The 22,670-nt window shown below is 37.1% G+C and carries 16 protein-coding genes, 1 other RNA gene and 1 pseudogene; 2 read left to right on the forward strand and 16 right to left on the reverse strand.

Annotation, left to right across the window (positions count from 1 at the left end; genetic code table 11):
• Window position 1: 1 nt before the first annotated feature.
• From CPS_RS16770 to CPS_RS16795, 6 genes are all read right to left on the reverse strand, one after another.
• Entirely contained in the window at window positions 2-613 is a 612-nt protein-coding gene (locus tag CPS_RS16770) for an energy transducer TonB (protein ID WP_011044505.1), read from the reverse strand.
• Window positions 614-616: 3 nt separating this feature from the next.
• Window positions 617-1,018, reverse strand: coding sequence for an ExbD/TolR family protein (locus CPS_RS16775; RefSeq protein WP_011044506.1), 402 nt, complete (start codon window positions 1,016-1,018; stop codon window positions 617-619).
• 12 nt (window positions 1,019-1,030) lie between these two features.
• On the reverse strand, window positions 1,031-1,555 hold the full coding sequence (locus tag CPS_RS16780) for a MotA/TolQ/ExbB proton channel family protein (protein ID WP_011044507.1): 525 nt from the start codon (window positions 1,553-1,555) through the stop codon (window positions 1,031-1,033).
• Complete coding sequence (locus tag CPS_RS16785; RefSeq protein WP_011044508.1) at window positions 1,555-2,904, reverse strand: MotA/TolQ/ExbB proton channel family protein; 1,350 nt, start codon at window positions 2,902-2,904, stop codon at window positions 1,555-1,557. The genes CPS_RS16780 and CPS_RS16785 overlap by 1 nt, the downstream gene beginning before the upstream one ends.
• Entirely contained in the window at window positions 2,904-3,683 is a 780-nt protein-coding gene (locus CPS_RS16790) for a DUF3450 domain-containing protein (protein ID WP_011044509.1), read from the reverse strand. Before CPS_RS16790 ends, CPS_RS16785 begins: the two co-directional genes overlap by 1 nt.
• Before the next feature lie 546 nt (window positions 3,684-4,229).
• Window positions 4,230-7,004, reverse strand: a complete 2,775-nt coding sequence (locus CPS_RS16795; RefSeq protein ID WP_011044510.1) for a TonB-dependent receptor plug domain-containing protein — start codon at window positions 7,002-7,004, stop codon at window positions 4,230-4,232.
• A gap of 663 nt (window positions 7,005-7,667) precedes the next feature.
• Here CPS_RS16795 and priC point away from each other — a divergent pair.
• A complete protein-coding gene (priC, locus tag CPS_RS22980; RefSeq protein ID WP_011044511.1) occupies window positions 7,668-8,351 on the forward strand; it encodes a primosomal replication protein PriC in 684 nt (227 codons plus the stop codon).
• Window positions 8,352-8,459: 108 nt separating this feature from the next.
• Window positions 8,460-8,729 carry a late competence development ComFB family protein gene (locus CPS_RS16805; protein ID WP_011044512.1) on the forward strand — a complete coding sequence of 90 codons (270 nt, stop codon included), beginning with the start codon at window positions 8,460-8,462 and terminating at the stop codon, window positions 8,727-8,729.
• A gap of 475 nt (window positions 8,730-9,204) precedes the next feature.
• Here the strand turns inward: CPS_RS16805 and CPS_RS16810 are convergent, their stop codons facing one another.
• The 10 genes and pseudogenes from CPS_RS16810 to CPS_RS16850 all read right to left on the reverse strand — a co-directional run bounded on the left by CPS_RS16810 (window position 9,205) and on the right by CPS_RS16850 (window position 22,511).
• Window positions 9,205-12,108 carry a TonB-dependent receptor plug domain-containing protein gene (locus CPS_RS16810; RefSeq protein WP_011044513.1) on the reverse strand — a complete coding sequence of 968 codons (2,904 nt, stop codon included), beginning with the start codon at window positions 12,106-12,108 and terminating at the stop codon, window positions 9,205-9,207.
• Window positions 12,109-13,095: 987 nt separating this feature from the next.
• Window positions 13,096-13,192: signal recognition particle sRNA small type (ffs, locus tag CPS_RS23495), an RNA gene on the reverse strand.
• Window positions 13,193-13,323: 131 nt separating this feature from the next.
• Complete coding sequence (locus tag CPS_RS16815; protein WP_138140307.1) at window positions 13,324-14,235, reverse strand: DUF3014 domain-containing protein; 912 nt, start codon at window positions 14,233-14,235, stop codon at window positions 13,324-13,326.
• A 215-nt stretch (window positions 14,236-14,450) separates the two neighbouring features.
• Complete coding sequence (gene maiA / locus CPS_RS16820; RefSeq protein WP_011044515.1) at window positions 14,451-15,089, reverse strand: maleylacetoacetate isomerase; 639 nt, start codon at window positions 15,087-15,089, stop codon at window positions 14,451-14,453.
• Between the two features lie 160 nt (window positions 15,090-15,249).
• Window positions 15,250-16,239 (reverse strand): fumarylacetoacetate hydrolase family protein, encoded by a 990-nt coding sequence (locus tag CPS_RS16825; RefSeq protein ID WP_011044516.1) that lies wholly within the window; start codon window positions 16,237-16,239, stop codon window positions 15,250-15,252.
• A gap of 195 nt (window positions 16,240-16,434) precedes the next feature.
• Complete coding sequence (gene tyrR / locus CPS_RS16830) at window positions 16,435-17,985, reverse strand: transcriptional regulator TyrR (protein ID WP_011044517.1); 1,551 nt, start codon at window positions 17,983-17,985, stop codon at window positions 16,435-16,437.
• Between the two features lie 177 nt (window positions 17,986-18,162).
• Window positions 18,163-18,516 (reverse strand): 4a-hydroxytetrahydrobiopterin dehydratase, encoded by a 354-nt coding sequence (locus CPS_RS16835; RefSeq protein WP_011044518.1) that lies wholly within the window; start codon window positions 18,514-18,516, stop codon window positions 18,163-18,165.
• A gap of 357 nt (window positions 18,517-18,873) precedes the next feature.
• Window positions 18,874-19,692, reverse strand: a pseudogene (gene phhA / locus CPS_RS16840) (phenylalanine 4-monooxygenase); the annotation flags it as partial.
• A gap of 219 nt (window positions 19,693-19,911) precedes the next feature.
• Window positions 19,912-21,039 (reverse strand): YcjF family protein, encoded by a 1,128-nt coding sequence (locus tag CPS_RS16845; RefSeq protein ID WP_011044521.1) that lies wholly within the window; start codon window positions 21,037-21,039, stop codon window positions 19,912-19,914.
• Window positions 21,036-22,511 carry a YcjX family protein gene (locus CPS_RS16850; RefSeq protein ID WP_011044522.1) on the reverse strand — a complete coding sequence of 492 codons (1,476 nt, stop codon included), beginning with the start codon at window positions 22,509-22,511 and terminating at the stop codon, window positions 21,036-21,038. Before CPS_RS16850 ends, CPS_RS16845 begins: the two co-directional genes overlap by 4 nt.
• Between the last annotated feature and the right edge of the window lie 159 nt (window positions 22,512-22,670).

Consider the following 22,670-nt stretch of genomic DNA (forward strand, 5'->3'; position numbering starts at 1 on the left):
ATTAACCTCCCATTTTGAAGTCAAGTTGAACCGTTAAACCTGGTTGTCTCAGAGGTTTACCCTCAACAACTTTAGGTTTGTACTTCCACTTTCTAAGTGCACGTTTGGCTTCTTTATCAAACACACGCTTAGGCTGAGCTTCAAGTACTTTAACGTCTTCAACACCACCAATTTTGTTAATCGTAAAAGAAAGAATAACATAACCTTCTTTACCATCTCGAGCAGCCTGAATCGGGTACTTAGGCTCGATACGAACTATCGGTGTAGCATCGCCATCACGTCCCATACCAGCTCCAGGAGCTGACAAGCCAGTTGAAGCACCTGCCATTTGAACACCCGGCATATTGAAGTTTAAACCACCAGTATTATTGTTGGCTTCAGGTTCCGGTGTTTGCTGCTTCGGTGGAGCTTTTGGCGGCGGAGGTGGTGGCGGCGGTACACGTCGACGTTGTTCTGCTGCAGACTTTGGCGGAGTAGTATTTACCTCTACAATAATATTTTCTTGTTGCTCTTCCTTGTTTCTATCACCGCTAGAAACAAGAAAGGCCATAAAAGCAAATAAGCCAAAGGTAACTACAACGCCTAGTAGTATTGATACTAAAAAGCGAACCATATCTTACCCCTTCGCAGCCGCGATAGAAATTCGATCTATACCAGCCTCTTTAATTGCATCCATTACTTTAACAACAACACCATGTTTGGCATCTTTGTCAGCTTGAATGATTACAACATCGGTAGGTTGTTCAGCAAGTAATTTCTCAATTCTTGCCCCAACACGCTCAATATCTACTCGACCTTTATCTAACCAAATTTCACCGTTATCTTTGATTGCAACAAAGATATTGGCATTTTTTTGCTTAGTTTGATTAGCCGCTTTAGGTTTATTTACTTCAATACCAGCTTCTTTTACAAAAGAAGTGGTTACGATGAAGAAGATCAGCATGATGAACACGATGTCGAGCATCGGTGTCATATCAATTACTGCTTCTTCGTCTTCACGAATACGTTTACGTGCCATGAATATATCTCTCTAGTGGTGAGGTAAACTGTCAACCAGTTTAGCCTTTGCTAGTTTAACTTTAGCGTCTAATCTTGAACTAAAGAACACACCTGATAATGCAGCTACCATACCGGCCATAGTCGGGATAGTTGCTTGCGATATACCAGCGGCCATTAGACGCGGATTACCAGTACCTTGTTCAGCCATAACTTCAAATACGCCAATCATACCTGTTACTGTTCCCAGTAAGCCGATAAGAGGACACATTGCCACTAAGGTTCTAATGGTAATCATTCGCTGTTCAAGTAACTCGTCTGCTTCGGAGATCCAAGTCTCTCTAATTCGATGTGCATACCAAGAAGTTGTATCTCGGCGTGCATCCCAACGAGCGATGATATCATCTCTCATAGTTGGGTAGACTGATGCTAAGAACCAATAGCGTTCTATCATCAAAATCCACATCAATAAGAGTGCGAAGGCAACAACATAAAGTACATTACCACCCGTCGCAATAAAACCCCTGACAGATTCCCAAAGCTCTATCAGGAATAACATTATTTAGACCCCTTCTCTGCAATAGCAGCGATTAAACCAGCGCTCTGCTCGTCTAATTTTTGTAACACTGACTTACTCTTACCAGCAACAACTGAGTGGATTAAGATAAGTGGAAGTGCACAAATTAGACCTAATGCTGTAGTTACAAGAGCAAGAGAGATGTTACCAGCCATAATTTTCGGGTCACCAGTACCAAACAAGGTTATCGTTTGGAAAGTCATGATCATACCAATAACAGTACCTAATAGACCCATTAGAGGAGCTATTGCGGCAAACATTTTGATTAAGTTAATACCACGGTCAACCTTAGGGGTTTCACGAAGAATAGCTTCATCAAGTTTAAGCTCTAACGTTTCAGCATCTACTGATTGGTTATCATAGAAAACTTTAAGTAAACGACCAAGAGGGTTGTTTTCATTTGGCTTATCAAGATTTTTCTCTTGAGATTTAATTTTAGAGCTCATGCCACCTAAAACGATTAAACGTTCAAGTGCAATGATAACACCAAAGATTAATAATACCGTGATGGCATAACCAACTTCTTTACCTTCGTGGAAAAACTCTTCTAACGTTTTCTTACGAGTTTCTAGAGATAAGATACCGCCACGTGAAGGATCCACGTAAACAGCTGCATAACCAGAAGTTACACCAGAGAAGTTTGAGGCCGTATCAGTTATGTAACCTGCAGGTTGCTTAGGTAAAGGCTGTACTTGAGAAACTTCATCGTTGTAAGTTAAGTAACCGTTAGCTGATACTAAGTTAAACGTACCGATACGAGTAATCGTTTCAGTAGATTTAGTACCATCTAAATTAGTAACATCAACACTAAACTGTGAGATTTTACCTGATTCAGTCATTTCGGTTTGTAAAGAAAACCATAGTTCTTCTAAATCAGAAATGCTTGGGATTTCTTTTGCGTTAGCGATGCGATTAAGCGCTTCACCACGGTTAGGAAATTCAGCACTTACAATTGAAGTACTAATTTGACCAAATGCATTTGCTGCTGCAGCACGTGAAACACCAAACATTTCACCTAAAGTACCAGTCGCATTATCTAATTCAACTTCTTTTTGTGCTAACGTAATTTCATTAGCAGCATATTCTTTAGTTAAACGTTTGTTACGTACGTTTTGATCTGATAATTCTTTTTTCGCTTTATTTAATAAAGCAGTTTTATCAGCGCGTGCAGACAAAAATTCAGCTTCACGTTTTTTATCAAGTTTAGCTTCTGATACACGGTCAGCTTTAACTTGTTTTAGTAAATCATCTAATTCATTTGCTTGAGTTGTTGCTACAAAACCAGTCGTCAAAGACGCTGCTAGCAATACAAAATTAATAACTTTTTTCATTATTTTGCCCCTGCTGCAAATACTGGTAATTTAGTTAAATCCATTGGAAGTTGTTTACGTGCCATACGAATAGCATCTGTAACAGGCTTTAAGTATTCATCGCCTAACTCTTCCCATGCACGTGTATCATTGTTCCATAACCAAGAATGCTTAGCATCTAGTGATTGTGCAACAAATGCAATACGGCCCATATGAACGAAATCAGCAGTAAGTGTGCGACCGCCTAAATCAATCTCGCCTTGATAAGCGTCAAAGATAGTTCCGTAACCGGCTTCAATTTCATAGGCTTCAAGTACTAAACGGAATTGCTCAGACGTTGTAACGTTTGAATCATCCATTACAGCGCGAAGATTAGCAACACGAGCATTACGACGGTCAATGTTCATTGGAACATCTAATTTAATGAATGTTTCAAGCGTATCGATCATCTTGTACATTAATGGCACAACACCTTGTTTGAACTCATCGATGCTATCAATTTGTCTTTGCAATGAAACAACATTAGCTTTTTGATCATCAACCATACGTTGAACATGGTCGTTATAACCACGTAATACATCAGCTTCATCAACAGTATTACGGTATTCAGCAAGAAGGTCTTGCGTTTGTTCGTAAATGCTATTTATTTTAGCTTGTGACTTTGCAGATTGCTTGAAGATTTTCGCTTCAGCTTTTTGAAGGTCTGTTAGTGCATCCGCAGCAGCTATATTGCTGCCCGCTAGTGCCAGTGCGCCAACCATCGCTGTTGCGATAAGGCTTTTCTTACTTACTTTGGACATAGTTCCCAACCATTGCTATTTTAATTTTGATAATCCGAATTAAACAAATTTTGTAAATCCGTTGATTACCTCAAATATAAAAGTCTGTCGTTTTTATATGTAAATTTTTATGAATACAACAAATCAATAATCCCAAATGACAGCAGTGCTGTCAAGGTGAGACTTTAAAAGACGATATTATGTGTTTTTTATTAAACTATCTTTAGAAGAAAGCCGATAACTTAGCATTATCAAATTACTGCAAGTAATAGACTAATAAAAAAATATATCTTAAATACTAGCAAAATTACTTAAATATAGATTAGTCGAAATCATAATTTAAGGGACAAAAATTTTGCAGAAGTATGTTTTACTAACATCTTCGTAGTAAGTCAAATTTATTTGCGTTAAACGCTCGATAAACGACCAAAACATTCGTTCTTATGAACTTATTATTATAAAGATATGTTTACAAAAACCGAATAAATCACAAAAAAAAAGCCCTACTATTTAGTAGGGCTTAGTAATTTTTTCACTATTTATTGGTTAAATCATACGAACTAGAGATTAAAATCTAGCAGTAGCTTTAACATATAAATATTGACCCGCTAAATCATAAGAATAGTTTACAGTATTCGAATCATCGTAGTTAGACATGTAAGGAGGTTTAACATCGAACAAGTTACGTGCACCAGCAGAGATGGTGTAAGTATCATTGATGTAATAAGTACCTTGGATATCAGTATAAACTACAGAGTCAGCTACTGTATCTAACGTAGTATCTGTTGCACTAATATCATCACCTTCAGATTGGTAACGGAAAGTCACGTTAGCTGAGTAGTCATCTGTTGCGAAGTTAAAACCTAAGTTAGTTCTCCATTCAGCGAATACTGCTGGGTTACCTTCCCATTGGTCAGCTGCAACCATTCCTGCGGCTTCAATAGTTTCACTACCAGCAGTTAGCGTGTAGTCATAAGCCATTAAATATGTACCATTTAAGGTAGTAGTAAATGTACCACCAGCAAGGTCCATATTGTAGCTAAAGTCAAAATCAATACCTGAAGTTTCAAACGTTGAAAGGTTATCATTAATTACCAATACACCTGAAAGTACTTCACTTACATTACGACGAGGTGATGTAGGATGAGGAGGAGTATCTAAAGGACCGAATTTACTACCTTTAATATCATCACACAATTCGTCTGAAAATCCAACGCTGTTGTAACATGCATTAGCAATATTATCTACACCAGAAGTACCGATACCTTGCTCAATTTTGATATTAAAGTAATCAAAAGCTACCGAGAAGTTTTCAATACCTGAGTATACAATACCCACAGTAAGACTTTCTGACTCTTCTGCTTGTAAATCAGGGTTACCACCAACAATAGCGTTTGATTGAGAATCAGAGTCAAAGTCTGCTGGTATACCATCTGCTGCACAGTTAGCTTTAAGTGTTTCATTTGAGCTTAGGCCATAATCCCAACAAGGATCAGTATAGCTAAGCGCAGATTGTTCTTGAGGATCAAATAACTCAGTAATGCTTGGCGCTCTAAAGCCCTCTGCAAATGTTGCACGAGTTAATAAACCATCTACAGGTTCCCACTCAAAACCAAACTTTGTGTTAGTTGCGTTATCATCAAGGTTACTATAATCAGAAGCTCTTACCGCTGCTGTAAACGTTAAACGTTCAGCAAAAGGTACGCCTGATAATATTGGGAAGTTAAATTCTGCATAAACTTCTTCTACAGAATAATCACCTTCCGTTCTTATACCAGCTTGACCGTATACTTGACCTAATGCTTCAGCACCATCTGGTTCATTTAAGTAATACTCGGTACGACGCTCATAACCAGCAGCCCACTGAATAGCACCACCTGGTAATTCAAGTTCACCAAGGTCACCAGATAAGTTAGCCATAAACTGAGTTGTTGTACCTTTACGTACAGGAGAGAACGTTACTGTAGAAAAATCACTTTGTTCTGGAGTCATAGTCCCTTTAGCAAACGGGTTCCATACACCTGGACAATCTTCATCAGCAGCACATAACGCTGGGTCTAATAATGTTTCTGTATTTGGACGGTTTAATTCACCGGTGTTAACACGTGTATCAACAAAACGAGAGTAGTTGTATGAAACATCCCAACCCCAACCATTGTCAAATTCACCTTCTAAACCACCAACTACGCGGTAATCATTTGTATCTTGTTCAAAACCACGACCACCACCTTCAGTGATACGACGGTTAATTGAAACATCTACACCATAAATGTTGTCAGGGTGAGCAGCGGGTACTGGAGCACTCCAGAATGTTGCTGCAGGTGCCATTTGTTGACTTGATTGACGGTTTGAATAACCACCTTCAGCAAATGCTGTGATTGAGTCAGATATTTCATAAGTAGACGCAGCATTTACAGAGAATATTTTAACTGGAGTAACTAAGTAACTCGTTGCAGCATAGTTATAACCATGATCAGCTGTGCTAAAAGGAACACCTGCTCCATCAATCGTCACATAACGTCCACCAACAGTTGAATCGTCAGGTCTTTTAGAGCCAACTGCTTCACCATTGATAATATAACCTTTAGGCAAGTTTACACGACCAAATTCAGAATGTGATGAACCACCACAATATGTTGTAGAGCCTACGCCATCATCCCAAAGTGGACATTCTGAGTATTTTCTGTCTGCTTGAGTAACTTCTTCACGGTCAGTGTAATCTACAGAGAATACAACATTACCTTTATCATTAGAGGCACCTGTTACGATTGAAAACTTAGCTGTATCACCGTCGCCTTCACCCGTTACATCATATTGTGCTGTAACTTCAAGGCCTTCAAAATCTTTTTTAGTGATAAAGTTAATAACACCAGCGATAGCATCAGAACCATATACAGTAGAAGCACCATCACGTACAACTTCAACACGCTCGATAAACGAGGTAGGGATAGAGTTCAAATCGCCAGAGTTGAAGCGACGACCATTGATTAGAATCAATGTACGGCCTGAACCTAAACCACGAAGTGATGCTGTAGCAAAACCTGCACTCGCGTTGTTTACGTTAGAACCTAGTTGCGCGCCGTTGATTGCTGGGATTTGTTTAATGAAACCTTCTAATGAAGTAACACCAGATGCTGCGATATCCGCTGCAGAAAAAATACTTACTGGGCTAGCTGCTTCCATATCAGTACGTTTGATACGAGAACCAGTTACTTCAATTTTCTCAACTTCTTCTACGCCTTCTTCAGCTGCAAAAGTTGGTGCTGAAATGGCTGCAGCAGCACCAGCTCCGAACATCATCGCTACGCGGATTGCTTTAGCTACTTTACTATTGTTATACATGTTTACTCCCTGGATCACATAAGTGATTGGTTGTTTATTTGTTTGTTTTTTATTTTGTAAAGACTCAAGGCTATGCTGCCTCGTTAATCTTTTATCAAGTTGTATACCTGATCTGTCGGCTAAGATAGTAAACGGGAATTGCAGGAATCGTCAACACCAATTGCAACCTAATAGTAATATTTTTAACATCTGGACACATTCTGACATACATTCTGACATACATTAACGTCATTTAATCCCATGACAAAACAACAATAAGCCTTTGAATTAAAATGATTTAAATAAAAACTCAGTATTTCAGTAAAATGATAATATTTATTTTATTAAAAAATGTAAAAAATACACCTTATAAATATTTACAAATTCATAACAAACATAAAAGATCATTAATTACAATTACTTAATTAAGTATCAAGATCTCCCCCTGTCACTATGCTAAATAAAAATGCACATATAACCAATTTATTTTACTCTTAATAAACAATGACATAAAATAAATAAACAATAGCTATGTACATTTATGATTACAAAGTTATAGTTTTTGCTATCTGACAAATTTCATTTATTGTTACTTTAGGCTACTGATGTATCCGCTTATTACTGTTTTTTCTTTGCTTAGAACTACGGTATAATCACGGTTAACATAACTTTATTGCCCTACATATGCCCCAAAATAGACATGAAATTGCTATTAGTCGTTTATCAACATTGCTAGAACATATATCTGTTCAAGCAAAACAAACGGATCAATTAAACAGCAAACAAAAGTCTCATCGATTGATCGAAAATAACAATCTTTTCTCCCAGCATTTATTCACTACTGAAAGTGATAAAATTTTTATATACGTTGAAGAAGTAAAAAAGCGATTGAATGAATTTTCACGGTTATATGCGTTAAGTGGAGACAACCCTAACAAAGCTGAGTTTGCAAAGTCGTCCCTACAACGAATAGAGCAACAGATTTCAGCATTAATGAATGCCATTCAATCTAACCAAACTATGCATCAAGCAGCACAAGCAAGCTTTGACGCTAGAAAAAATGTTCGAGTAAAAGCGGCTAAAGCTGCTCAATTAAAGCAAAACGATGTCTATAATAAAATGGCTAAATCAGTTTTACTCACAAGCCATCAGTTATATCAACAGTTAAGTGAACATCATGAATTCGAAAGAAGATTAAGGGATATGATCACCGAGCGCGAGCAACAACGAATTCGCTCTAAAAGTGCAAATACTGAAAAACTTTCACAGGAAGTACTTGCTCTACACCAGCGTTTAGGTCGCTGTCGTAAAGCTATCTCTTCAATTGAACGAAGTATTGAGCAAGCAGAGAAATCTAAACTCAGATAGCAACAACATCATCACCTTATAGACTCGCATTTTGTTTTAACTAAGGTTACTCTTTGTATAAGCTCAAATAGGCTATTACTTGCTCAATCATTTTTAAAAAGAGGTTTTATGAAAATTTCAGATGATATTCATAACTATTATGAAAAACTAGTTATGCAACATTTTGTCTCGGCAAAGTTTGATGAAAAGTATGATATCGATTTTATTGCAGATTTAACTTGTGTGGTTTTAAATCAACTGCCAACTCGTTACATTCGACATGAAGTCGACATGGCATTTTATTTACCACCTTCAGAACGTTTCGAGATGGAAAATAAAGTGAAAAAAGCTATAGCTAAAGCCCTTGAATTTATGGATGTAAATAGAATTAATACGTAGAATACTGAAATTAGGTGGCAACCCAATCAGCCACACTTCGACACATATGAATACCCCCCAAAGTTAGATATACTGACTTATTCTACAGTTTGAAATTATTGGTGAGTTATAGCGGTTAAGCGAGCAATGACTTAGTCCTAGTGTTGTTACATAATCCTGACTCACCTTTTCTATGACATACTTTATTAATTTAAATCCCTCGATTATTTCCTAGAAGTAATTTATCTCCTCACGCATAACATAATACCCATCCAACCCATTGTGTATCGATAGCCAAAAGTGAACAGTTAAATAGTTCTTCGATTTCAAAGTATGCCATTGTTATACCCACTTATTTTTAAACATAAAAAATCCCTAACCTGATGGAGGTTAGGGATTATTATTTAGTTAGAATAACAGTCCATAATTCAGACACGTTATTCACTTTAGCAATAAATTTAGACTTTAAAACTAGCTAAATACATTGCAAAGACTATTAGAAGTTAACAGTTACACCTGCATAGGCACGACGACCAACTAAATCATACAATGGATCATTCGTCCAGCCTTTCGGTAATTTATCAAAAATATTACGAAGACCAGCATTCACTTTAACATTTTCGCTAACAATGTAATTAAACGATAAATCATGGGTGGTAACTGAAGGAATATAACCTTGTTCTAAATCTTCAGGTGAACCGCCACCAGGTGATACATCATAAGTTACAACACGATCAATATAACGTGATTGCCAAGTAACTGATAAATCATCTAAGTTATAAGTCGCTGAAAAACTTGCTTGTAATTCAGGGTCACCTGTTTCACCAACTTCAACATTGATTTCATCAGGACGATCTTGAAATTCAAATTGCTCTAATTCAAGCAGTTTATTTACGAATAATTTTAAATATAACTCGCCTGGAACACCTAAACTATCAAGTGCAAAGTTATAACGCATTTCTACATCAATGCCTGAAGTATTATAAGCAGAAGCATTTAAGAAACCAGAACGAACTAAGTCAATATCATATGTTGTTGCACTACGATCTACAGCACCACAATATACAGCATCAGGACCGCCAGTTGCATCCACACAGTTATCAGCAATATCTTGTGATTCTACTTCAATAATTGCATCTTTAATTTCAATATCGTAGAAATCTAATGTAATTGAGAAGTTTTCTAAATAACTAGGCGTCCATACTGTACCGATGGTAAGTGAAGTTGACTCTTCTGGTGTTAACTCATCATTACCACCTGAGAAAGTATCGATACTTACATTATCATTTGCTTCGAATCCAACAGGAATACCTAATGCAGCACAGTTACTTACACGATCTGGATCGTCAAGAATGTTATCAGCATCACACGGATCGCTTACACGTGCAAAACCTGGCGATAGTGGGCTAAAAGCTTCAGATATGTTTGGCGCACGTACCGCTGCACCGTAAGTACCACGGAAGCGTAAGTCTGCAATAGGCGCATACATCATACCTACTTTCCATGCATCAACAGATCCTGCATGAGAATAATCAGAGTAACGGTATGCACCATCAAGTGTTAATTCTTCAGCTAAAAATTGTCCTGAAATAAGTGGTAAGCTAACTTCAACGAACATTTCAGTTACGTCATACTCACCAAATTCATCGGGTGTTGCCGAGTTAGTAGTTGCACCACTTTTAGTTAACTCATCAGTAATCGTTGATGATGATTCAGTACGATATTCAAAACCAGCGGCTATACCAACAGCACCACCAGGTAACTCGAAGAATGCACCTGTATCACCAGCTAAACTACCACCAATAACTTCTTGCTTAATAACATCTTTACGCGTTACATCGGCAGAAACCCAATCTAATGCTTCAGGAGAAGATTGCGCAAAACCAAATGGGTTATAAGCAACACAACTACCAGCATCAACCGTAGCAGGATCACTGTAATCAGCATCTTGAGCACTTTCAAGTTGACTACGACAAACTGCTTGTCCTGTAGCTGGATCAATAACTGAATCAATGCCCGCAGCTAAATTACCTGGAATCAGGTCGTTTTCACTTACACGGTTGTTGCTTGTTTCACCATAAATGTAAAATAACTCATAATCTACATCAGTATCTCCTAATGAGAAGAAACCATCCAAACCACCAACAAAACGGAACAATTCACGATTATGATTAGAAGAGCGATTACCAAGTTCACCAAAGAACTTAGCCATAGAAGCAGTACCGGTTCCACCAAGTTCAGCTCTTGCTTCATCACTTAAGAAAGCGTTATCTGCAACATTGATATCAATACTACCGAATCGGAAGCTAGGTTGAAACTGCTGCTGTATATCAGCTCTGGTATATTTAAAGTCACCGAAGAAATTGATATTTTCAGTAATTTCATAATTTATAGTAGAACCAACTGTAGTACGTTGCACGCCAGGAATATAGTTTTCATACTGCTCACCGAAGAAACCACGATCACCACAACTTGCTTCAAGTTCACCAAAAGCAAAACTATTATCTAAACTACGTGAACAAGCATCTTGTCTATTGCCACTTTTATCAAAAGTAAAACGATCGCCGCTAAATGGATTCATGACACCGAAATCATTGATCATTTCAGAACCGACATTAGGTCGACGGAACTTATCAAAAACACCGTCTTCTTCGCCTTCATTATCAGGGTTAATTACAGATCCCCAGCTATCCCATTGACGAACAGCTGAAGACATCACTTCAGTGGTATCTTCAATACCAGCGAAGAAAGTAATATTACCTCTACCATCAGCTATATCGGTACCGCCTAACACACTGAAAGTATAGTTTTCATTGCCAACACTTTCAGTTGAATTACCACCGGTCAAATTAAACTCTAAACCGTCAAAGTCTTTTTTCAAGATAACGTTTACAACACCTGAAACAGCATCTGAACCATAGATAGCAGAAGCACCACCAGTAATGACTTCAACACGTTCAATTAGAGCTGCTGGGATTGTTGATAAATCAACCTGAGAAGAACCAGGAGAGCCGGCTACATGACGTTTACCATTAATTAAGACTAAAGTACGTTTAGTCCCTAAACGACGTAAATCAACAGAGCTAACACCAGCTTCAGCGCCATCATTATTGTTACCAATAATAGTACTTGTTGCACCAAGTGCAGGCAATTCGGCTAACATACTACCAAGATCTGGGTTACCAAAGCGCACTAACTCTTGCGCATTAATCGTGAGTGTCGGAGATGGTGTTGATAATTCAGCTCTTTTAATTCGAGAACCAGTAACGGAAATACGCTCTACTGATTCAAGTTCGTCAGCTTCAGCTGCAAAAACTGGCGCTGAAATTGTTGCTGCTGCACTTGCACTCACTATCATAGCTAGTCGTATTGCTTTAGCTACTTTACTATTGTTATACATGTTTACTCCCTGGATCACATCGGTGATTGGTTGTTTATTTGTTTGTTTGTTTTTATTACGAAAAGACTCAAGGCTATACTGCCTCGTTTATCTCTTATCAAGTCGTAAGACCTGACCAGTCAGTTAAGATAGTAAACGGGGATTAGCGGAATCGTCAACACTATTTGTAACAAAATAGTAATAACCTTAACATTTAGATACATTAATACTCATATCAGAAACAATTAAACACAACAAACAAAAACAAAAAACTTAATTATTTACAATGAGTTAATTATAAAAAATCATTTTAAACGATATTAAAATTAATCACCTGAAACAACTGTAAAAAAAATATTAATATAGTTACAATTAAGTAACAAATATCAATTTTAAAAATAATAAATAGTAAAAACATAAGCTTATGAATTATAAAAGACATTAATTAGTGCTACAGCATTAATTAATGGGCAAACAAGAAGTTAAATATATATAACAAAAACAATAACTTAATATAAAAAAGCAATATTACGTAAACTTTTAATTACAAATGTAACGTTTAAATGCAGTACAAAGTTTATTTACTACTGAAAATGATGGTGTTTTCTATATGTTGAAAAGGGTGCGGATTTAATAGATGGGCTTTGAAAACGGAAAACGAGCTAAATAGTTTAGAAAAGCTATTATCTCGATTGGGCATTACTAGCTCAATGGTTTTTTAAAGAAGTTTTGTCTAATCTTCAGATGATATTTATAATCACTATGTAAAACAAATTAAACAAAATGATATCTTGGCCAATTTTGAACAAAACTACGATTTAATTTTATTGTTGATGTAACATCTGTGGTTTAACTCGATGCCAAAACGTCATATCTGACATTAAAGTCGACATAGAATTTTTCATCATACTCAGAATTTTTCTGATATGAAGAGTAAAATTATTACTGTATTTTTTGAATTTTTTTGATGTAAACAGAATAGAGGGATATATAGAAATTGGGTGGCAACCCAATCAGCCACACCTCGGCACATGAGTCGTCTGCTGCGGTTGCTTCCTTCCGGACCTGGCCGAGTTCACAGAGTATCATTGCGAGGGGACCGAAAGGGTCACCATAGAGGCTTTAAAAACATCTTGTCCTTAAAGCGGCGCAAATTATCGCTAATCATTCGAACAGATGCAAGTAGAAGTTAGAAAAAAGCGACTACTTGATTGTTTTTCACTCTTATTATCGAAATTAATCTTTCTTTTCTACTCGCTTAGCTAGTTTTTCATTAATTTCTAATAATACTGACTTAATAATCAATAGATTTTCTTTGCCAATACGCAACAGAAGTTTATCACTATCCTCTAATGCTTCTAATTGAGGATCCTTATATTTATACATTACACTGGTTCGAGTTACATCCATGGTTGATTTAGGCAAATCCATATCAAGTACTCTGGTTATTGCATCTTGCAGTGTGTAGGTAAAATCTTCTTCATACCCCAATTCATTGTATGCCTCATCAATCAATGGCTTCATATCAATATACCAATTAACTAGCGTTGTGCTGTCCACAGAGCGGAGCAGATCAACGTATAGATCAAAACGCTTGCTTGTCTTACTATCCCATTGCCATACATTTTGTTCGCTATCAACATTGATTGATTGCTCATCAACAGAGAACTTCTCTTTAGGCTGAATAAAAAGGCTATGTTCATAGGCCAGCTGTCCTTGGGCAAAGTTATCAGTAAAAACGACAAAACGGCGAATAATATCTTCCGTAATCAGCAGTGGTAACAATTCATTTCGCCAAGTTAAATCAGGTAATTTCGTTTGCAACCAATCATCACTTTCATCTAATTTTGGTAAAGTGATAGTCACTTCTTGTTCTATCGGCTCCACATCTTCGACAACGACTGTAACCGGTAACTCTATAAGCGCTTCATCATCTTCCTGCTTTTGTGTTGACTGAGAAGCAGGTATCACTGGCTCTTGTTTTAATAATTCACTTGAATCTATAGGACGCTTTTCAATTTTTCCGCCTGAAAATTGCCATAAAGCGACAGCTACTAAGATTAAAGTAACAATAAAAATAATAAGTGGACCCGAGTTTCTCTCTCTCTTGCCCTGCTCTAGTTGTTGTGTAGGTTCTGAATTGTCCATTGCCATCCGAATTATTTTTGTTAATGCTGAGTAGGTATTATTGCAACGCTTTTTGTCTTGTGATGCAACCATCAAAACGTTTTTTTATTGTTTTTTATGTGGTTTTTTGTATTATTTATTATTTCAAAATATGTATTACTTAAAAATAGCCGACTTCTTTACGGAAGGCCATTTAATATCAATATTTTTAAAGTATCGACGAGACTTGAGCCCTATTACTTTGCGTCTGACTGGTTCTCTGGTAAAGCATTAATAAAAGCAGGCAATTCATTACAGTTTTTGACTATTTTATTAATTATCGGGTAAGCGCTCATATCAACGTTAAATCGATGCGCATTATAAACTTGCGCCACTAAACAAATATCAGCAACACTCACGGTATTGGCAAAACAAAACTGCCCTGCACTGCTCGCTAATTGCTTTTCTATTGCGATAAAGCCAACATTCATCCAGTATTCAACCCATAACTGCTTCGCTTCTTCTGTTATATTTAATGAGTTAGTTAAATATTGCTGCACCCGTAAGTTATTGAGAGGGTGAATCTCGCAAGCTATATCTAACGCTAAAGCATGTACTTTCGCTCTACTTTTTGCCTCTTTGGGATATAAATAGTTTTCGCTGTTGGTTTGATCTAAGTAATCAATAATAGCCAAAGATTGGTTTAATGAAAAATCACCATCAACTAAGGTTGGCACTAAGTGATTTGGGTTGAGCTCACTGTAGGTATTATGGTGCTGTTCTCCGCCATTTTTAACAAGATGTACTGAGATTGACTCAAAGGCAATACCTTTCATGTGCAGTGCAATTCGGACACGATACGCTGCTGTTGAGCGCCAATAGCCATAAAGTTTCATAGTGTTTCCTTCATATGATTATTATTCTTTACAAACAAAAATGCTAATTACCTGACCCAGTTAACTACTATAGTTAGCCCTGTGTTGATAATTAGCATTTTTTTATTATTTTTAAAAAGCTGACTTAAAGTCTATGTATAAGCTTACGGCAACTTAAAAATTACTGCGCTTTATACTCAACCACTTTTTGATCAATTGAGCCAAAAATACTTGCGCCTTCATTATCAAACATTTCAATGCGAACAGTATCGCCAAAACTCATAAACGGGGTAGTTGGCTTACCATCCGCAATTATCTCTAACATACGTATTTCAGCTAAACAGCTTGAGCCTACTGAACGGTCATAGTTTGAAATCGTACCTGAGCCAATAACACAACCAGTTGAAAGTGGACGTGTTTTTGCAGCATGGGCAACAATCGTTGGAAAATCAAATGTCATGTCTACACCGCAATTCGGTTGGCCAAATAGCGTTTCATTTAGATGTGTAGTCAATGGTAGGTGTAATTTTTTGCCATCCCACGCATCGCCAAGTTCATCAGGCGTTACTGCTACTGGAGAAAAAGCACTTGAAGGTTTTGATGCGAAAAAGCCAAAACCTTTCGCTAATTCACCTGGAATAAGATTACGCAAAGAAACATCATTTACCAACATTAGTAACTTAATATGATTCGCTGCTTGCTCTACCGATATCCCCATAGGCACATCATCAGTGATCACAGCCACTTCAGATTCAAAATCAATGCCATACTCTTCGCTAGCAATTGAGATATCATCACGTGGACCAATAAATGCGTCTGAGCCGCCCTGGTACATTAGAGGATCTGTCCAGAATGTTGCAGGCATTTCAGCATTTCTTGCTTTACGTACTAATTCAACATGGTTTACATAAGCACTACCATCAGCCCATTGATAAGCTCTAGGTAACGGTGATTCACATGCTGCTTGTTCAAAAACTAAGGTATCAGTAATTTCATTATTATTTAGCGATTGATAAACTTCAGCCAATTTTGGTGAAATCTCACTCCAATTATCAAGAGCAGCTTGTAATGTTGCAGCAATATGACTAACTACTACCGCTTTATCCAGAGCACGGTTAACAACTACCAGTTGACCGTCGCGTGTATTATTCTTAAGTGTTGCTAGTTTCATTCTTAAACCTTTCTAATAGTTATCGATACATTTAAAGCATAAAAGTATGGTACGAATTTTTTCACTGACAACCAAGCAATAGTGGCAGCTTAGTAAAAACAATACGGAAAATTTTCTTTACGGCTTTTATTACACTAGCAAACTGCCGAAAACACACACATTTATGCCAAGTTATACCAACTCAATTAATTAAAATTAAATTTTCACAGTCTTTTTATTAATATCATATTCACGTAACTTGTTTGCAATTGCAGTATGACTAAGGCCAAGCTTTTTAGCGAGTTGTCTAGTACTTGGGTAAGCTGGATACAATTTACGCAATAAATCTGCTTCAAAGCTTTTAACTGCAGCATCTAGTGTTCCTTCGAACTCTTGTTCTAAATAACCGTGTTCACGGGTATAAGCTGGTAGCTGTAGATGTGTAGTTTCTATTTCATCCCCTTCCAGCAACGAAGCAGCACGTGTCAGTACATTTTCTAACTGACGGATATTACCTGGCCATGGATAATGTTCAATAAAATCACGACAGTCATCGCTTACCTTCAGATGGGTACGGCCAATTTGCTGTGCGGCTTTGATAATAAAAAACTCAGCAAGTGGTAAAATGTCGCTACGACGCTCTCTAAGAGCGGGTAATGTGAGGCCAAATACGTTTAATCTATAATAGAGATCTTCTCTAAAATCCCCTATTGAAACAAGATTAAGTAGATCTTTGTTGGTAGAGCTAATGATACGTACATTCACCGTAACTTCTTGCTCAGAATCCACACGTCTAAAACTGCCGTGTTGAATTACTCGCAATAATTTACTTTGTAATTTGGCTGACATTTCGCCAATTTCATCAAGGAATACAGTACCGCCATCGGCAAGTTCAAAGATTCCACGCTTACTTGACTCTTGCTCTTTTTCACCGACACCAAATAATTCAGACTCTGCAACATCATCAGGCAATGCGGCACAATTTAACGTCATAAAAGGATTTTCTGCGCGTTCACTAGCACCATGACACGCTCTTGCTAATAACTCTTTACCGGTACCCGTTTCACCCATAATTAAAATTGAAGAGTCGAGTGACGACATACGTTTAGCTTCACGAATGACTTTTCGCATTGCGCTTGAACTTGCTTGAATACCTGAAAAAGTATTCTCATTAGGCTGTTTAAAAACATTCATTTGCTGGCCAAGTCGTGCTTCAGACTTTAAAATTAGCACAGCGCCAGCAAGTACTTGCTTGTGTTCTTCATCAGCAACGTGAATTGGCATAATATCAGCGACAAAGTCATCGCCTTGGAATTTCAACCGTCGAGTTTGAGCAAGTACATCATTGGCATCTAACCAACGATTAAAGTTGAAACCTTTCAACCACAAGCTAATGTGTTGACCAACTAGAGACGTTTCGCTCTCACCAATAATACTCGAGGCGATGGTGTTAACAATTCGGATATTGCCCTTTCTGTCAATTGAGATAAAGGGGTCTGGAAAGGTTTTAATTAAGGTAGCAAGTTCATTTCTTTCACGCTCAGATGGCATGTAAGGGGCAGTTTTTACATCACCTACTCCTTCAAGCAAGCGTAATTGCGGCATAAATGTTTGCAAATCAGAGAAGTCTAAACTGGGAATATTAATAAAAATACGCCCAGGCTGCATTAACTCAATGCCACGTACATTAATGCCGTGTTCGACAAATATACCTAATACTTTTTGTCCCATGCCAACACGGTCATGACAAGTAATTTCCAAACGCATTCAATAGCCCTTAATCAAGAATTTAACTCAAGAATTCAACTCAAGAATTTAAATCTAGAGTTTAAAGAAAGGGCTATTGTAAACTAATTTTTACGATAATAAAGCACAACATTAACCAAGTTACATTTTGTATAATATGTTGTGGCATTATTTGGCTAGTTATTCTACTGGAATGATTTAATCACCCAACTGATCTGTTTTTGCTGCACAAATAAAATCATTCTTGTGCAAACCACCAATTGAGTGTGTCCACCAAGTGACAGTAACTTTACCCCATTCAAGTAATATTGACGGATGATGAAATTCACTTTCTGCTAACTCAGAAACTTTATTAGCAAACGCCCATGCTAACTTATAATTTTTAAACTTGTATTCACGTTCAAGCATCATGACATTATCGCGCACTTGTGGCACCCAATCAGGAATTAATCCGATAAGCTCTTTGAGTTCTTCGTCACTTACTTTTGGCGCATCAACATGACAAGCTTCACAAACTTGGCTCGCTAATTTATTGTTTGATTGTACAGTCATTATTTATCCTTAATAAATTCTTTAGGTTATATACCTAAGCTACTTAAAGGTACGTGTTTCAGGACACCTGAGCGATTCCTGATCAAGCCGCCTCATCTAATTAAGGGTTATTCCCTTAAAAAAGGAGGCAACGAAGAGCATGTTTTGCTCAGACATCCCTCACAGGGCTGGTTTTGAAACACTTTATGCTGCGTTATTAATTTCGACAATAGAATAACTATTATCTTCAATCAATGCCTTGCCTAAAGACGTTTCTAATTCCAGCTAAAACCTGCATCTTCATGTAGTTTGGTTATAGTAATAATTATTATTTAATCATCACTGAGTTGGCATTTTTTACATTTTTTTATAGAAATATTAACTGGCTTTTTTCACCGGAAATTTAGCCTCGTGCAAGCCGAGTGCCTCTGCTTGGGCAACCAGTTCCATGATGTCATCAACTTCAAATTTTCGAATCTCATCTAAATCAGAAACTTTGGTTAACATATAATAAATTGGCTGCATAATATCTATTCGATAAGGTGTTCTTAATACATCTAATATATCAAAAGGCTTACGGTCAACGTCAGTATTATTCATGGCGTAATCGGTTTCTCCAGGAGAAGATAGCACCCCACCGCCGTATATACGTAGGCCTTTTGGTGTATCAAGTAAACCAAATTCAATAGTAAACCAATACAAGCGTGCTAAAAATACGCGTTGCTCTTTAGTCGCATTCAAGCCCATTTTTCCATAAGCTTCAGTGTAATTTGCAAATGAAGAGTTAGTCAGTAATGGACAATGACCAAATATTTCATGAAAAATATCGGGTTCCTGTAAGTAATCCATTTCTTCCCTGCTACGTATAAAAGTAGCTACAGGAAATTTCTTTTCAGAAAGTAATCTAAAGAATTCGCCAAAACCTATTAATGCAGGCACAGGGTAACATTCCCAACCAGTAGATACTTTTAAGACCTTACTTACCTCATCAAGTTGAGGTATGCGGTCAGTTGGTAAGTTTAATTTTGCTAAGCCTTCATGATATTCATCACACGCTTTATCTTTAATGCATGCAATTTGACGAGTGAATAGCTCTTGCCAAATTAAGTTTTCTTCGGTTGACCACTCTATGAAACCATGTTCATCAGGTACCTTCGAAACATACTTTGTTCCTTTTGCCATGTTATTTACCTTTCTTCTTAAGCGACGTTGTGATCGTTTTTATATAATAATTTTTATCATTAACGCCTTTACGCTGAGGCGTTAACGAATTAAATTTTTGTTTTGTTACTGTATTCATCTTAAAACATCTAGGGAGATAAAATAAAGCAACACGAAACGGTCAAAAAACAAACAAAGGCATTTGTTGTACATGAAAGGTTACATGATTAATTACAGCACAATATTATTGTGCTGTTATTTTTTTGATGGGCTGACTAAAGCTTTAATTTGCTGAGCAATTTTTTTACGGACTTGTGTTAACTTTGGTTTTTCTTTAAAAGGTATAGGTCTGCATAGCTCCATTGTTTTAGCGCCTAATCTTGCAGTGAGCATTCCAGCACCCAATCCTTGGGCAAACCGGGCAGATAACTTACCTAACAATTCAGCACCCAACATATCACTGCCAAAATCAGCAACTAACTCGCTAGCGCCAGCATAAGCCATATTAACAAAGACTTGTTTTATTAACTTAATACGACTCCAATACCCTAATTTTAAGCCGTAAAGTCCTGCAATTTTATTTATCATACGTAAATTACGCGATAACATAATCAACATATCTATTAAAGCGACGGGGCTTAGCGCAATTAAAACAACCGCTTCGGTAGAGAATTTTGCAACTTCGTTTAATGCTTTTTCATCAACTTTACTTAATACCACTCGTGAGTACAGTTGAACTAATTCACTAGAGCTATAATCAGCTGCTAACGCATCATGCCAAACTTGCTGTTCTTTGGGGCAGTCAAAAACCAAATCGCAGGGTAAGTTATTGCTAATGTTTTCACAAAAATCTTTCCCTCGTTTATTTGAATGCTCCGTTAATTGTTCTGAATCTATTAACAACAGCTCTGTTGCTTGCTGTTTCATTTTTTGACGATTTTTAAATTGTTTCAGCCCTATGAACTCACGCCATAGATAATTTGTGCTTACTAAGGTTAACGAAGCTAATAACAACGCATAAAGACTAGTAATTATTGGCGATTGTTCGAATCCTACGATAAAAAAATCAACCGCTTCAATCGCGAGTAAAATGACAAATAAAGTACCTATTGTTCGCCACAACCATGAACGTTTACCGCCCTGTACAACATCAATATCTTGATGAAGTTGCTCATCGTCAAGCTCAGTTTTTCTTACTTCATCGAGTCCATTTTCATCAAGCGACATAGGCAGGTAGGTATCGTTATCAAAAACAACTTGTTCGGTGAAAGTAGCACCAGCCTCCCCGTCTTTGAACTGGCCTTTACCTTGCTCTGTGACAGAATCACTTTCGCTAAAAAGAATTTGCTGCTGTTGTAAGTTTTCATTATCTTTAGTGGTCATATCATTTTATCTGCTAGTAAAAACTGTAAGACTTGGTCCATTCGTACATGTGGTAAACATTGTTGTTTATTAAGTCCACTTAATGGTGCGAACTCTATAAAATTAAAGCTATTCGATTGCCAATAATCATCGTTAGGTAACTGACTAGGAACCGCGCCTGGAAACACAGTGATTTTTTGACCAAATATTCCTGCCGATTCTTCCAAATTAGCGTGACCTATACTTTGACCTTGAATGACAGGAACATCGATTCCTTTATGTTTACTCATACCTGACTGGGTTGCTTTAACAGAAGCAATAGCTAACGTTTTAACTTGTACTGACTCGTAGTTTAAATGCTGCTTATTCTGGTGAATCAATTGATTTAGTAATGCCACCAATGGACCATGTTGCTCAGGAGTAACGTGGTCAGCTTTGGTGGCACCAAAAAGTAGTTTATCGATTTTTGGTGAAAATAAACGAGAAAAAAAGCCAGACTTACCATAATTATAACTTTCTAAAATCATCGACATCGCTAACTCTAGATCGGCAAAACTTTCTTTCCCTTTATTCAATGACTTTAAACAATCAGCAAGTACTATTTGTCGATCGAAACGAAGAAAGTGCTCACGATAGAATTTACGTACAACCTGTTCTTTGTATTCCAAGTACCGTGACCGCAGCATGCCAATAAAACTATCATCGGGTGCATTTTGATAGTCATTAGCATCAAGTTTATCTAAACCAGGGAAAGGGAAAAACTCTAAAATAGGTGCTCCTGCTAAGTCGCCAGGCAATATAAATCGTCCAGGCTGGATAACTGACAAACCAAGTTGATGACGAAAAGTATGTAATAACGCGGTATATTCTTGTGCTAATTCAGATAAAAGCTCTTCACTAGCACAAGCAAAAGGATCTATTTCATTTAACTTAGCTAAGAAACTATTACTATACTCTGCCCTTGGAGAACTTGTCATTAACGAATAGGTTTGCTGTGACCATTCTTGATACGTTTGTTTGAGCATAGGCAAATCAAGTAACCACTCACCTGGGTAATCTGTAATATCTAGTGTCAGTGTTGCCATGTCCGTGGCATATTTTAGTATTGAATTTTTAGGCTGATACCGAATAGCTAATCGTAATTCGCTGATACCGTGAGTCGGTTCAGGCCAAGTTGCAGGCTCTGACGTTAAAGCGGAAATTGCTGAGTCATAATCAAACCTTGGCACATGGTAGTGTTTTTGTGGCACACGCTTAGCCGCAATAAAGTTACCATTATGTACAGGGTCAAAAAAGCTAAGTTTAGTGCCATTACCTTCATTGATTAATTGGTTCACCAGTGAAGTAATAAAGGCTGTTTTACCACTACGGCTTAACCCAGTAACTGCCAAAGTTACATGCTGATCGAGAGTGCGATTGAGTAACTCATTTGCTTTATGCTTTAGCTTATCTAAGCCACGCTTTTTCAGTGTTGATTTACTTATTAATGCCATAACGAATTGATAACTTATAAATTTAGATCTGCTTTGAACGTAATTTTATAATAAGGTCTTTTAATTAAAATTACACCTGATTGATTGATTTTTATTAGAAATATAGCACTTAGCTAAAGGAATGAATTGCCTTATACCCATGATGCTTCAAGATGCGTG

It is taken from the genome of Colwellia psychrerythraea 34H, assembly GCF_000012325.1.
In the GTDB taxonomy this organism is placed as follows: domain Bacteria; phylum Pseudomonadota; class Gammaproteobacteria; order Enterobacterales; family Alteromonadaceae; genus Colwellia; species Colwellia psychrerythraea_A.